Annotated in this window: 9 protein-coding genes and 1 other RNA gene; 4 read left to right on the forward strand and 6 right to left on the reverse strand. The window is 62.6% G+C overall.

The annotated features are described in order from the left end of the window. Positions 1 to 112: 112 nt before the first annotated feature. From rpsA to gyrA, 6 genes are all read right to left on the reverse strand, one after another. Entirely contained in the window at positions 113 to 1,798 is a 1,686-nt protein-coding gene (gene rpsA, locus C8C99_RS06775) for a 30S ribosomal protein S1 (protein WP_056063647.1), read from the reverse strand. 195 nt (positions 1,799 to 1,993) lie between these two features. Next, on the reverse strand, positions 1,994 to 4,024 hold the full coding sequence (locus C8C99_RS06780; protein WP_108625303.1) for a bifunctional 3-phosphoshikimate 1-carboxyvinyltransferase/cytidylate kinase: 2,031 nt from the start codon (positions 4,022 to 4,024) through the stop codon (positions 1,994 to 1,996). Between the two features lie 135 nt (positions 4,025 to 4,159). Continuing rightward, a complete protein-coding gene (locus C8C99_RS06785; protein ID WP_056645410.1) occupies positions 4,160 to 5,032 on the reverse strand; it encodes a prephenate dehydrogenase/arogenate dehydrogenase family protein in 873 nt (290 codons plus the stop codon). 12 nt (positions 5,033 to 5,044) lie between these two features. Beyond that, complete coding sequence (gene pheA / locus C8C99_RS06790; RefSeq protein ID WP_056645407.1) at positions 5,045 to 6,142, reverse strand: prephenate dehydratase; 1,098 nt, start codon at positions 6,140 to 6,142, stop codon at positions 5,045 to 5,047. Positions 6,143 to 6,207: 65 nt separating this feature from the next. Next, positions 6,208 to 7,317 (reverse strand): 3-phosphoserine/phosphohydroxythreonine transaminase, encoded by a 1,110-nt coding sequence (serC, locus tag C8C99_RS06795; RefSeq protein WP_056645404.1) that lies wholly within the window; start codon positions 7,315 to 7,317, stop codon positions 6,208 to 6,210. Positions 7,318 to 7,412: 95 nt separating this feature from the next. Continuing rightward, a complete protein-coding gene (gyrA, locus tag C8C99_RS06800) occupies positions 7,413 to 10,076 on the reverse strand; it encodes a DNA gyrase subunit A (protein ID WP_108625304.1) in 2,664 nt (887 codons plus the stop codon). Positions 10,077 to 10,299: 223 nt separating this feature from the next. Between gyrA and ompA the strand changes: the two genes are divergently transcribed. The 4 genes from ompA to ssrA all read left to right on the forward strand — a co-directional run bounded on the left by ompA (position 10,300) and on the right by ssrA (position 12,821). Continuing rightward, entirely contained in the window at positions 10,300 to 10,944 is a 645-nt protein-coding gene (gene ompA, locus C8C99_RS06805; protein ID WP_056645400.1) for an outer membrane protein OmpA, read from the forward strand. 90 nt (positions 10,945 to 11,034) lie between these two features. Then, positions 11,035 to 11,745 (forward strand): bifunctional 2-polyprenyl-6-hydroxyphenol methylase/3-demethylubiquinol 3-O-methyltransferase UbiG, encoded by a 711-nt coding sequence (ubiG, locus tag C8C99_RS06810; protein ID WP_056645397.1) that lies wholly within the window; start codon positions 11,035 to 11,037, stop codon positions 11,743 to 11,745. Between the two features lies 1 nt (position 11,746). Further along, positions 11,747 to 12,421, forward strand: coding sequence for an HAD family hydrolase (locus C8C99_RS06815; protein WP_056645394.1), 675 nt, complete (start codon positions 11,747 to 11,749; stop codon positions 12,419 to 12,421). A 13-nt stretch (positions 12,422 to 12,434) separates the two neighbouring features. Continuing rightward, positions 12,435 to 12,821, forward strand: a transfer-messenger RNA (tmRNA) gene (gene ssrA, locus C8C99_RS06820). Positions 12,822 to 12,974 lie beyond the last annotated feature (153 nt).

Genomic DNA, 12,974 nt, shown 5'->3' on the forward strand with positions numbered 1-12,974 from the left:
GGCTGAAAAAAGAGCGGGCGCCGAGGCGCCCGCTGTCTGACCGTCCAAGAGGCCTCTGCATGAATCTTCGCGTGGGTCGATTCGCGCGGAGGCTCCCTGGTGGGTCAGCGCTTTACTTTTCCGAGTTGTCCAGCTTGGCGCGCAGCAGGGCGCCCAGGCTGGTCGTGCCGGCGCTTTCGCGGCTCGATTGCTGGCTCAGGTTGGCCATGGCGCCTTGTTCGTCAGCCATGTCCTTCTGCTTGATCGACAGCTGGATGTTGCGGGTCTTGCGATCCACGTTCACCACCACGGCCGTGACTTCGTCGCCTTCCTTCAGCACATTGCGGGCATCTTCCACGCGGTCGCGGGAGATTTCCGAAGCGCGCAGGTAGCCCACGATGTCTTCGCCGAGGTCGATTTCAGCGCCACGGGCGTCCACGGTCTTGACCTTGCCGGTCACCGTCTGGCCCTTATCGTTCACGGTCACGAAGGTCGTGAATGGGTCGCCGTCGAGCTGCTTGATGCCCAGCGAGATGCGTTCGCGGTCCACGTCCACGGCCAGCACGATGGCTTCCACTTCCTGGCCCTTCTTGTAGTTGCGAACAGCGGCTTCGCCGGGTTCGTTCCACGACAGGTCAGACAGGTGCACCAGGCCGTCGATGCCGGCAGCCAGGCCCACGAACACGCCGAAGTCGGTGATCGACTTGATCGGACCCTTCACGCGGTCGCCGCGCTTCGTGTCCTGTGCGAATTCTTGCCATGGGTTGGCCTTGCACTGCTTCATGCCCAGGCTGATGCGGCGCTTGTCTTCGTCGATTTCCAGAACCATGACTTCGACTTCGTCGCCCAGCGAAACCAGCTTGGCGGGAGCGATGTTCTTGTTGGTCCAGTCCATTTCGGAGACGTGCACCAAGCCTTCGATGCCGGGTTCGAGTTCGACGAACGCGCCGTAGTCGGCGATGTTCGTGATCTTGCCGAACAGGCGCGTGCCTTGTGGGTAGCGGCGGTTCACACCCATCCATGGGTCGTCGCCCATTTGCTTCAGACCCAGCGAGACACGGTTCTTCTCGGTGTCGAACTTCAGGATCTTGGCCGTGATTTCCTGGCCAGCGGTCACCACTTCGGAGGGGTGACGCACGCGGCGCCATGCCATGTCGGTGATGTGCAGCAGGCCGTCGATGCCGCCCAGGTCCACGAACGCACCGTATTCGGTGATGTTCTTGACCACGCCCTGAACGATGGAGCCTTCCTTCAGGGTTTCCATCAGCTTGGCGCGCTCTTCGCCCATGGAGGCTTCCACCACAGCGCGGCGGCTCAGCACCACGTTGTTGCGCTTGCGGTCCAGCTTGATGACCTTGAATTCCATGGTCTTGTTTTCGTACGGCGTCAGATCCTTGATCGGACGGGTATCGATCAGCGAACCGGGCAGGAATGCGCGGATGCCGTTGACCAGAACGGTCAGACCGCCCTTGACCTTGCCGCTGGTCGTGCCAGTGACGAATTCGCCGGATTCCAGGGCCTTTTCCAGGCTCATCCAGGAAGCCAGACGCTTGGCGGTGTCGCGCGACAGGATGGTGTCGCCGTAGCCGTTTTCGATGGAGCCAATGGCCACCGACACGAAGTCACCCACTTGGACTTCGACTTCGCCCTTGTCGTTCTTGAACTCTTCCAGCGGCACGTAGGCTTCGGACTTGAGGCCAGCGTTCACGACCACGAAGTTGTGCTCGACGCGCACGACTTCAGCGGTGATGACTTCGCCTGGTCGCATTTCCGTGCGCTGCAAGGATTCTTCAAAAAGGGCGGCAAAAGATTCGGACATGTGTTTCCTTGCCACAAACAGGATTCCGGTAGCACCATTGCTACCGTTTTTATAGCTGCTTGCGGTGGTTTTTTGCGGCAGAGCCGCGGGTTAGGTTATCGATCCACACAACCTGTGCGCTGACGCGCGAGAGGGGTTGCGTGGGCCTGTGGCAAGGCCTTTCGGCACTGCCTGGAGCCCGAGGGCTCCACATTGTCAGCGCTGCGCAGAAGCTGCGAAGGGCTGACGCTCCTGCCACCAGGCCAATACCTGTTCGACGGCTTGTTCAATCGTCAAATCGGAGTTGTCCAGGACCAGAGCGTCCTGCGCGGGCTTGAGAGGCGCAACGCTGCGGGAACTGTCCCGGGCGTCGCGCGCTTCCAGATCCGCACGAAGGTCTTCGATACTAGCCGAAAAACCCTTAGAAATCAACTGCTTATAACGGCGCTCCGCGCGGCAGGCGGCGCTGGCCGTGAGATACACCTTCAAGGGGGCCTCGGGGAAGATCACGGTGCCCATGTCGCGCCCGTCGGCCACCAGTCCCGGCAGGCGCTGGAAACTGTGTTGGAGGTCCACCAGCGCTGTGCGCACGGCCGGCAGGGCGGACACGCGGGACGCGTTCATGCCGGCTTCTTCGGTGCGGATGGCCTCGGTCACGTCGTCGCTGCCCAGCCACACCTTGCCGCCTTCAAAGCGCACGGGCAGGGTCTGGGCCAGGGTGGCGATACGGGCTTCGTGGTCAGCATCGATGGCGAGACCCGCCCGCAGAGCGGCCAGGGCGGTGATGCGGTACATCGCGCCTGAGTCGAGGAAGCGATAGCCCAGCCGCTGCGCCACCGCCGCGGCCACCGTGCCCTTGCCCGAGGCCGTGGGGCCGTCGATGCAGATCACCGGGATGTGGGCGGTCTCGACCTGGGCGACCGAGAACAGGGCCTCGAAGTAGTCCGGGAAGGTCTTGGCCACGCACTTGGGGTCTTCGATGCGCACCGGCAGACGCGCCGGGTTGAACGCGGCCAGCGAGAAGCACATGGCCACGCGGTGGTCGTCGTAGGTGTGGATGCTGGCGGCCTTCCAGTCAGCGGGTTGGGCCGGGGGCGTCACCCGGATGTAGTCCGCACCTTCCTCTACCGTGGCGCCGAGCTTGCGCAGCTCGGTGGCCATGGCGGCGATGCGGTCGGTTTCCTTCACGCGCCAGCTGGCGATGTTGGTCAGCGTGGTGATGCCTTGGGCATACAGCGCCATCACCGCCAGCGTCATGGCGGCGTCGGGGATGTGGTTGCAGTCCAGATCAATGGCCTTCAGGGGCCAGGCACCGCGTTCGATCTGCAGCCAGTTGGGGCCACCCGTGACCACAGCACCCATGGCGCGTGCGGCCTCGACAAAGCGGATGTCGCCCTGGATCGAATCCAGGCCCACGCCCTGAATCTTGATGCCTTTTTGGCTGCTAGTGCTAGAAGTAATTGCGCCAAGCGCTATGAAATAGCTAGCAGATGAGGCGTCTGCCTCCACATGGATGCTGCCGGGCGACTGGTAGCGGCTGCCTACCGGGATGGTGAAACGCTGCCAGTTCTGGTGCTCGACCACGATGCCAAAGCGCGCCAGCAGTTGCAGCGTGATGGCGATGTAGGGTTTGGAGATCAGCTCGCCCACCACCTCGATCACAATGGCCTGCGTGCCCGCCGCCAGCGGCAGTGCCATGAGCAGGGCAGTGAGGAACTGGCTAGACACATCGCCGCGCACGCGGATGGGCTCTGCCAGCGCCAGCGGGGGTACGCCCTGGGCATGGGCGATCTTGAGCGGTGGGTAGCCGTCGTTGCCCAGGTAGTCGATCTGGCAGCCCAACTGGCGCAGGGCATCGATGAGGTCGCCAATGGGGCGCTCGTGCATGCGCGGCACGCCAGATAGCTCGAACTCGCCGCCCAGCAGCGCCAGCGCCGCCGTGAGTGGGCGCATGGCCGTGCCCGCATTGCCCAAGAACAGCTTGGCGGGAGATTGGGGCAGGCGGCCACCCAGGCCGGTGATGTGCACGGTGCTGCCCGCTTCATCCACTGTGCACCCGATCTGGCGCAGGGCGTCCAGCATCACGCGCGTATCGTCGGACGCCAGCAGGTCGTGCACGGTGGTGGTGCCGTTGCTCAGCGCGGCCAGCAGCAGCACACGGTTGGAGATGCTCTTGGAGCCCGGCAGGTGGACTTCGCCTGCAGCGGCTTGCAAAGGGGGGAGATCGAGGAATGTGGTGCTGTACATCAGTGTCTTTCGTCCATTGGTGCAAGCGCCCGTCATTACTGGCGCAGGCCCATCCCAGTGCACCCGTGGAACTGGCTTTGCCAGGTCACCGGGTGCGTCCCCCTTGGGGGAAGGCGCCGCAGGCGACTCAGGGGGTTATTTTCTCTTCGCGCCCATGCGCCAATGCGCCCGGGTTTCGCTGGCCAAAGTCAGCATGTCTTCGAGCGCCTGGGCATTGCCTTTTTCCATGGCCTGCTCGATGTTGCGCAGGGCCTGCTGGAACAGCTTGGACTGGGCAATCAGCTCGTCACGGTTGGACAGCAGGATGTCGCGCCACACCTTGGGGTCGCTGGCGGCAATGCGGGTGAAGTCGCGGAATCCGGGGCCTGCGAGGGACAGGAAGTCGTCACCGTGCGTCTGGCCCGTGATGCTGTTCATCATTGCGAACGCCAGCAAATGGGGCAGGTGGCTGACGGCGGCAAAAGCCGCGTCGTGCGACTCGGGCGACATGCTGGTCACGCGGCAGCCCAGTGCAGTCCAGATCTTTTCAGCGTCCTGCAACTGGGCGGTGAGTGTGCGTTCGGTGGGCGTCAGGATCACCTGGCGCCCGCTGTACAGATCGGCTTCGGCATGTTCCACGCCCGACACTTCGCGCCCTGTGATGGGGTGTGCTGGCACGAAGGAGCCCACCTGGTCACGCAGCGAGCGCTGCGCTGCCTGGACCACGTCGGACTTGGTGGAGCCCACGTCCATGATGAGCATGCGGGGGGTGACCAGGTGTTTGATGGCCTTGAGGGTGGCTTCGGTGGCCGCTACCGGCACAGCCACCAGTACAACGTCGGCGCCTGCCACCGCCAGCAGAGCGGAGGGCGCCTCGACGTCGATCACGCCCAACTGGCGCGCACGGTCGGTGGTGGAGGGCGACTTGCTGTAGCCCACCACGCGTTTGACCAACCCGGCCTTCTTCATGGCAAGGGCGAATGAGCCTCCCATGAGCCCGCAGCCGATCAGTCCCAATTGTTCGAACATGGCGACGGCTCCTTATGCCGAGACGGGGTAGGTCCCCAGGACCTTGTAGAACGCGCACAGGCTGCGCAGCTCTTCAAGGGCCCGCGCGACGTGGGGCTGGGCGGGGTGGCCGTCGAGGTCGATGTAGAAGTAATACTCCCACTGGCCCGTACGCGCGGGGCGCGATTCAAAGCGCGTCATGGACACGCCGTGCGTCTTGAGCGGCACTAGCAGGTCGTGCACTGCGCCAGGCTGGTTGGGCACCGACACCACCAGGCTGGTGCAATCCTTGCCCGAAGGGGGTGGCGTCTGCAGTGTGTGCGGCAGGCAGATGATCGCGAAACGCGTGCGGTTGTACGCGTCGTCCTGAATGGCATGGGAGACGATGTGCAGGCCGAACTGGGTGGCTGCACGCTCGCTGGAGAGGGCCGCCCAGGCGGGGTTGGTGGTGGCCAGGCGCGCGCCTTCGGCATTGCTCGACACCGGGCGGCGCTCGGCGTGCGGCAGGTGCTTGGACAACCAGGCCTGGCACTGGGCCAGGGCTTGCGGGTGCGCAAGCACCACCTCGATGCCGTCCAGCGAATTGCTGGTGCGCAGCAGGTTGTGGCGTACCAGCAGGCTGACTTCGCCCACCACGTGCGTGGGGGTGTGCAGGAACAGGTCGAGCGAGCGCGTGACCACGCCTTCGGTGGAGTTCTCCACGCCCACCACGCCGTATTGCGCGCTGCCCGCCGCCGTGGCGTGGAACACCTCGTCGAAATTGGCGCAGTACATGAGGTCAGCCGCACCGCCGAAGAATTCGATGGCGGCCTGTTCGCAGAATGTGCCCTCGGGACCGAGCACGGCCACGCGCTGCGGCGATTCGAGGGCGAGGCAGGCCGACATGATCTCGCGCCAGATGGCGGCCACATGCGGGCCCTTGAGCGGGCCGGGGTTGGCGTTGGTGATTTTGTCGATGACCTGGGCCACGCGGTCGGGGCGGAAGAAGGGCGTGCCCTCACGCTTCTTGACCTCACCCACCTGCTCGGCCACCAACGCTCTCTGGTTCAGCAGCGTGAGCAGTTGCTGGTCGATGCTGTCGATCTGCACGCGCAGGCTGGCGAGGTCGGGTGAGGCTTGCGGATTGTTCATGGACGGTGGGGTCGCGGTGCGTGCTCTGGGAGCCGTTTTCTGTTGTTGTCGTGTCGAATGCGCGCTCAGGCGTGCTTTTGCTCAAATTCTCGCATGTAGTCCACGAGCGCCTGCACACCCGCCAGTGGCATGGCGTTGTAGATGCTGGCTCGCATGCCGCCCACAGACTTGTGGCCCTTGAGTTGCAGCAGCCCGCGCTCCTTGGCCCCGGCCAGGAAGGCATCGTTACGGCTTTCGTCACGCAAGAAGAACGGGATGTTCATGCGCGAGCGGCAGTTGGCCGCCACTTTGTTCACATACAGCTGCGATTGGTCGATGGCGTTGTAGAGCAGCGTGGCCTTGGCAATGTTGCGCTGCTCCATCGCGGCCACGCCGCTCAAGCCGCCTTCCGTCTGGCGCTTGAGCCACTGGAAGGTCAGCCCGGCGATGTAGATACCCCAGGTGGGCGGCGTGTTGTACATGGACTGGTTGTCGGCCACGATTTTGTAGTCGAAGGCGCTGGGGCAGGCGGGCAGGGCGTGGCCCAGCAGGTCTTCGCGCACGATCACCAGCGTGAGGCCAGCGGGTCCCAGGTTCTTTTGCGCGCCGCCAAAAGCCAGGCCCACGCGGCTCCAGTCCACGGGCCGCGACGCCACATGCGACGAGAAATCGATCACCAGCGGCGCATCGCTGCCCAGCGCCTTGAGGTCGGGCAACTGGTGGAACTCGGTGCCGTTGATGGTTTCGTTGCTGCACAGGTGCAGGTAGCTCGCGCCCCGGCTGACCGTCCAGGCGGCCGGGTCGGGCACGGTGGTGAAGCCCGTGTCTTCGGTGGTGGCGACGATGTTGACTTCTGAAGCGTACTTGCGCGCTTCCTTTTGTGACTTCTGGCTCCAACTGCCCGTCACCACAAAATCGACCACCCCTGCACGCGACAGATTGAGTGGAACGATGGCGTTCTCGGCCAGGCCTCCGCCTTGCATGAAGAGGATTTTGAAATGTGAAGGTACGGCCAGCAGCTCGCGCAGGTCGGCTTCTGCCCTCTCGTAGATGGACAGAAACTCCTTGCCGCGATGGCTCATCTCCATCACGCCCATGCCACTGCCGTGCCAGTCCAGCATCTCGGAGGCGGCTTGTTGCAGGACTGCGGAGGGGATGGCGGCGGGGCCAGCGGAGAAGTTGTAAGGGCGTGTCATGTTCAAGGCTAAAAATGCATCAGGCGCTTATTCAATAAGCGCCTGATGCTCCGCTTTTGATAGCGTTTTCGGGGCGTCTTCACGCCCCGCGGTGGTCAGGCGTCGGGGGCTTCAGGTGCGGAGGAGTCACCACTGTCAGCACCTCCTTCGCCATCGGTCTCTGCATCCGTCATATTGGCGTCGTTCTCAACAATGCGCTGCAAGCCGCTGAGCTTGGAGCCCTCGTCCAGCGCGATCAGCGTCACGCCCTGCGTGGCGCGGCCCAGCTCGCGAATCTCGCTCACGCGGGTGCGCACCAGCACACCCTTGTCGGTGATCAGCATGATCTCGTCGTCCGCGTGCACCAGCGTGGCGGCCACGACCTTGCCGTTGCGCTCGCTTTGCTGGATGGCGATCATGCCCTTCGTACCACGGCCGTGGCGGGTGTATTCGACGATGCTGGTGCGCTTGCCGTAGCCATTTTCGGTGGCGGTGAGCACGCTCTGCGTCTCGTCCTCGGCGACCAGCATGGCGATCACGCTCTGGCCGTCTTCCAGCATCATGCCGCGCACACCGCGCGCTGCACGGCCCAGGGGGCGCACGTCGTTTTCGTCGAAGCGCACGGCCTTGCCGCCGTCACTGAACAGCATCACGTCGTGCTTGCCATCGGTGAGGGCTGCGCCGATCAGGTAGTCGCCGTCATCCAGGTTGACGGCAATGATGCCGCCCTTGCGCGGATTGCTGAATTCGTCCAGCGCTGTCTTTTTGACGGTGCCCATGCTAGTGGCCATGAACACGAAGCGGTCGGCCGGGAAGCTGCGCATGTCGCCGGTGAGCGGCAGCACGACGTTGATCTTCTCGCCGTCCTGCAGCGGGAACATGTTGACGATGGGGCGACCGCGCGAGCCGCGCGAGCCTGCGGGCACTTCCCACACCTTGAGCCAGTACAGGCGGCCGCGGTTGGAGAAGCACAGGATGTAGTCGTGCGTGTTCGCGATGAAGAGCTGGTCGATCCAGTCGTCTTCCTTGGTCGCCGTGGCCTGCTTGCCGCGGCCGCCGCGCTTCTGGGCGCGGTACTCGGACAGGGGCTGGCTCTTGATGTAGCCGGTGTGCGACAGCGTCACCACCATGTCGGTGGGCGTGATCAGGTCTTCGGTGGAAAGATCCTGCGCACTGTATTCAACGATCGAGCGGCGCGCACCCAGCTTGTGCTGGCCGAATTCCTGTTTGATGGACGTGAGTTCGTCGCCGATGATGACCGACACGCGCTCGGGCTTGGCCAGGATGTCCAGCAGGTCTTCGATGACCGCCATGACTTCCTTGTACTCGGCCACGATCTTGTCCTGCTCCAAGCCTGTGAGGCGCTGCAGGCGCATTTGCAGGATTTCCTGGGCCTGCGTTTCCGACAGGCGGTACAGGCCGTCCTGGCCCATGCCGAATTCCTTTTCGAGGCCGTCGGGGCGGTAGTCGTCGGCATTGATCACACCACCGTCGGCGCGCGTGCGGGTGAGCATCTCGCGCACCAGCTTGCTGTCCCAGGGGCGGGCCATCAGTTCGGCCTTGGCGACGGGCGGTGTGGGTGCATTGCGAATGATGGCAATGAAGTCATCGATGTTGGCCAGGGCCACGGCCAGGCCTTCCAGCACATGGCCACGGTCGCGTGCCTTGCACAGCTCGAACACCGTGCGGCGGGTGACCACTTCGCGGCGGTGCTGCAAGAAGACGCTGATCAGGTCCTTCAGGTTGCACAGGCGGGGCTGGCCGTCGATCAGCGCCACCATGTTCATGCCGAACGTGTCCTGCAGCTGCGTCTGCTTGTACAGGTTGTTCAGCACCACCTCGGGCACTTCACCGCGCTTGAGTTCGATCACCAGGCGCATGCCCGACTTGTCGGACTCGTCCTGGATGTGGCTGATGCCTTCGATCTTCTTTTCGTGCACCAGCTCGGCCATGCGCTCCTGCAGCGTCTTCTTGTTGACCTGGTAGGGCAGCTCGTCCACGATGATCGCCTGGCGCTGACCGCGATCAATGTCCTCGAAGTGGCACTTGGCACGCATCACCACCTTGCCGCGCCCGGTGCGGTAGCCATCCTTCACACCGTTGATGCCGTAGATGATGCCGGCCGTTGGGAAGTCGGGGGCCGGGATGATTTCCATCAGCTCGTCGATGGTCGTCTCGGGGTTGCGCAGCATGTGCAGGCAGGCATCGACCACTTCGTTGAGGTTGTGGGGCGGAATGTTGGTGGCCATACCCACCGCAATACCTGCCGATCCATTCACCAACAAATTGGGCAGCTTGCTGGGCAATACCAGCGGTTCTTTCTCGCTGCCGTCGTAATTGGGTCCGAAATCGACAGTTTCCTTGTCGATATCTCCCAGCATTTCATGCGCAATCTTGGCCAGGCGGATTTCGGTGTATCGCATAGCGGCAGCGTTATCGCCGTCCACCGATCCGAAATTGCCCTGTCCATCTACCAGCATATGGCGCAGCGAAAAATCCTGCGCCATCCGCACGATGGTGTCGTACACCGCCGAGTCACCATGCGGGTGGTATTTACCGATCACGTCGCCAACGATACGGGCCGACTTTTTATAAGGTCGATTCCAGTCGTTGTTGAGCTCATGCATCGCAAAAAGTACGCGACGGTGCACCGGCTTCAAGCCGTCGCGCGCGTCGGGCAGTGCACGGCCCACGATCACGCTCATCGCGTAATCGAGGTAACTGCGCCGCATCTCTTCTTCGAGGCTGATCGGCAGGGTTTCTTTGGCAAACTGGGTCATTGGGACGGCGGGGACGGCAAAGGAGAGCCATTTTAGGCGTAAGACCGTGTAGCGACGGCGCAACATATCGAAGCAATTCAGGTTTTGTCCTACGGGCCCCGACCAGCACGCGCAGCTTTTGCCCTGTTACGTATGGCACAATCGTTTGAACGCTTAGGGTGGTGGTCACCCCAGGCGTCCTGATTCGCAGCGCGGCTGCGGCTTTTTCCCCAAGAGGAGAACCATGAAGAAACTGAACAAAGTGGCGATGTTGTTTGCCTCTGCAGCGCTCGCAACCGCCGCTGGCGCACAAACCGTTGACAACTGGCGCGATGCTTCTGGCCAACTGGTCTGGAAGAACGGTACCAACGAATACTGCTGGCGCGATGCCAACTGGACGCCTGCTACGGCTGCCGCTGGTTGCGATGGCGCTATCGCTGCGCCCGCACCTGCCGCTGCACCAGCTCCTGCTGCTGCTCCAGCACCCGCTGCCGCCCCTGCACCCGCACCAGCACCAGCTCCTGCAGTCGCCACCAAGGTGACCTACGCCGCTGACGCCTTCTTCGACTTCGACAAGTCGGTCCTCAAGCCAGAAGGCAAGGCCAAGCTGGACGACCTGGTTTCCAAGGTCAAGGGCATCAACCTGGAAGTGATCATTGCCGTGGGTCACACTGACTCCGTCGGCTCCGATGCTTACAACCAGAAGCTGTCGGTGCGTCGTTCTGAAGCCGTGAAGGCTTACTTGGTGTCCAAGGGCATCGAAAAGAACCGCGTGTACACCGAAGGCAAGGGCGAAAAGCAACCTGTGGCTGACAACAAGACCGCCGAAGGCCGTGCGAAGAACCGTCGCGTGGAAATCGAAGTGGTCGGCACCCGCGCCGCGCAGTAATCTTCGGATTGCTTCACAAAAAAGCCCCGTTCGCGGGGCTTTTTTGCGTCTGGGGATTTTCATCCCCTACCTTCATGGACAATCAGCGACATGATCGAAACCGTCAATGCAGATCCGGCCGAACTGGCCAAGTTTTCGGAACTGGCCCACCGGTGGTGGGATCCCGATAGCGAATTTCGCCCTTTGCACCAAATCAACCCTTTGCGGCTTGACTGGATCCATGGACTGAGCGCCTTGACCGGCAAACGTGTGCTGGACGTGGGTTGTGGCGGTGGCATTTTGGCTGACTCTATGGCACGTAAAGGTGCCGATGTGGTCGGTATCGATCTGGCAACCAAGGCGCTGCGTGTGGCGCAACTGCATGCTCTGGAGGCCGGAACCCAAAACGTGCAGTACCGCGAAATCAGCGCTGAGGCGATGGCCCTGGAGCAACCCGCTGGGTTTGACGTGGTGACCTGCATGGAAATGCTGGAGCATGTGCCTGATCCCGCCTCGGTGGTTCGCGCTTGCGCCACCCTGGTCAAGCCCGGTGGCTGGGTGTTCTTCTCCACCATCAACCGCAATGCCAAAGCCTTTATGCTGGCCATTGTGGGTGCGGAGTACGTGCTCAATATGCTGCCGCGTGGCACCCACGAATACGCCAAGATGATCCGCCCCAGTGAGCTTGCCGGCCATTGCCGCAATGCGGGCCTGGACGTTCTGCACACCCGGGGGCTGGAGTACAACCCCCTGACACGTCGCTATTGGCTCAGCGCCAACACCAGCGTCAACTACCTGTTTGCCGCGCGTCGCGTGGGCTGATATGGCTACCGTTTTTCATGGCATTCGCGCAGTCCTGTTTGATCTGGACGGCACCCTGATCGACAGTGCCCCTGACTTGGGGGCGGCCGCAGACAAGATGCGTACCGACCGAGGCTTGCCTTCGTTGCCTCTGGATCGATATCGTCCCATGGCGGGGGCGGGGGCCCGTGGCATGCTCGCAGAAGCCTTTGGCATGGGGCCGGATCACCCTGAGTTTGCCGTTATGCGCGAAGAGTTTTTTGTGAACTACGAATCCCGCATGACAGCGCAGACCACCATTTTTGAAGGTGTGCCTGAATTGGTCCGTCAGATTCTCGGGCGGAACATGGCGTGGGGCGTGGTAACCAACAAGGCTGCCCGCTTTACCGAACCCCTGACCCAGGCCATTCCGCTGTTTGCCACCGCGTCGGCGGTGGTCAGTGGCGACACAACGCCACATGCCAAACCCCACCCTGCACCGCTGCTCGAAGCTGCTGCGCGCTTGAGCGTGCCCCCGGCGCATTGCATCTACGTGGGCGATGACGAGCGGGATATCGTGGCGGGCCTGGCGGCAGGTATGGGTACAGTGGCTGCCACCTACGGCTACTTGGGCGCCAAGGCCGACCCTGCGGAGTGGGGCGCGCACGCCGCAATTAAATCTCCAGCCGAGCTCTTGCAATTGCTCGCGAGCGCCTAAAATAGGAATCATGGGGGCTGTCCTGGTTTCGACGTGGGTTCGGGATCAGTGTGGTGCATGTCGAGCTTGAGTCACGCTCGTAAATCTCGATTTAACAAACTAACTGCAAACGACGAACGTTTCGCACTCGCTGCTTAATTGCCAGTGAGCCTTGCAACAGTTGGCCGATGGGCTGGGCAAGGGGGTTCTGAGCAATCAGTGCCTCCCGGCTGCAAGGATAATTACATGGGCTGGCTTCCATCCGGGTACCTTGGATGGGAGCGAGAAAATAGGGTGCTGGCGGCCCATGTAGCGTGCGACTGCGCGACATGGGTAGCGAGATCCAAATCAGACCGCTAAACATGTAGATCTGCCTGACGAAGGCTTGCGGACGCGGGTTCAATTCCCGCCAGCTCCACCATTACGACGTCCAAGGGCGTTCGCCGACATCCGGTGAACGCCCTTTTTCTTTTGTAAATCAATGAGTTACGGTGTGGGAAGGTCCGGAGTGATCTCCTGGCAGCCAGACTGAGGCGGGGGAACAGACGGGGGAACAAAATCCGAAAAGGGTAGA

This window comes from Acidovorax sp. 107, assembly GCF_003058055.1.
In the GTDB taxonomy this organism is placed as follows: Bacteria; Pseudomonadota; Gammaproteobacteria; order Burkholderiales; family Burkholderiaceae_C; genus Acidovorax.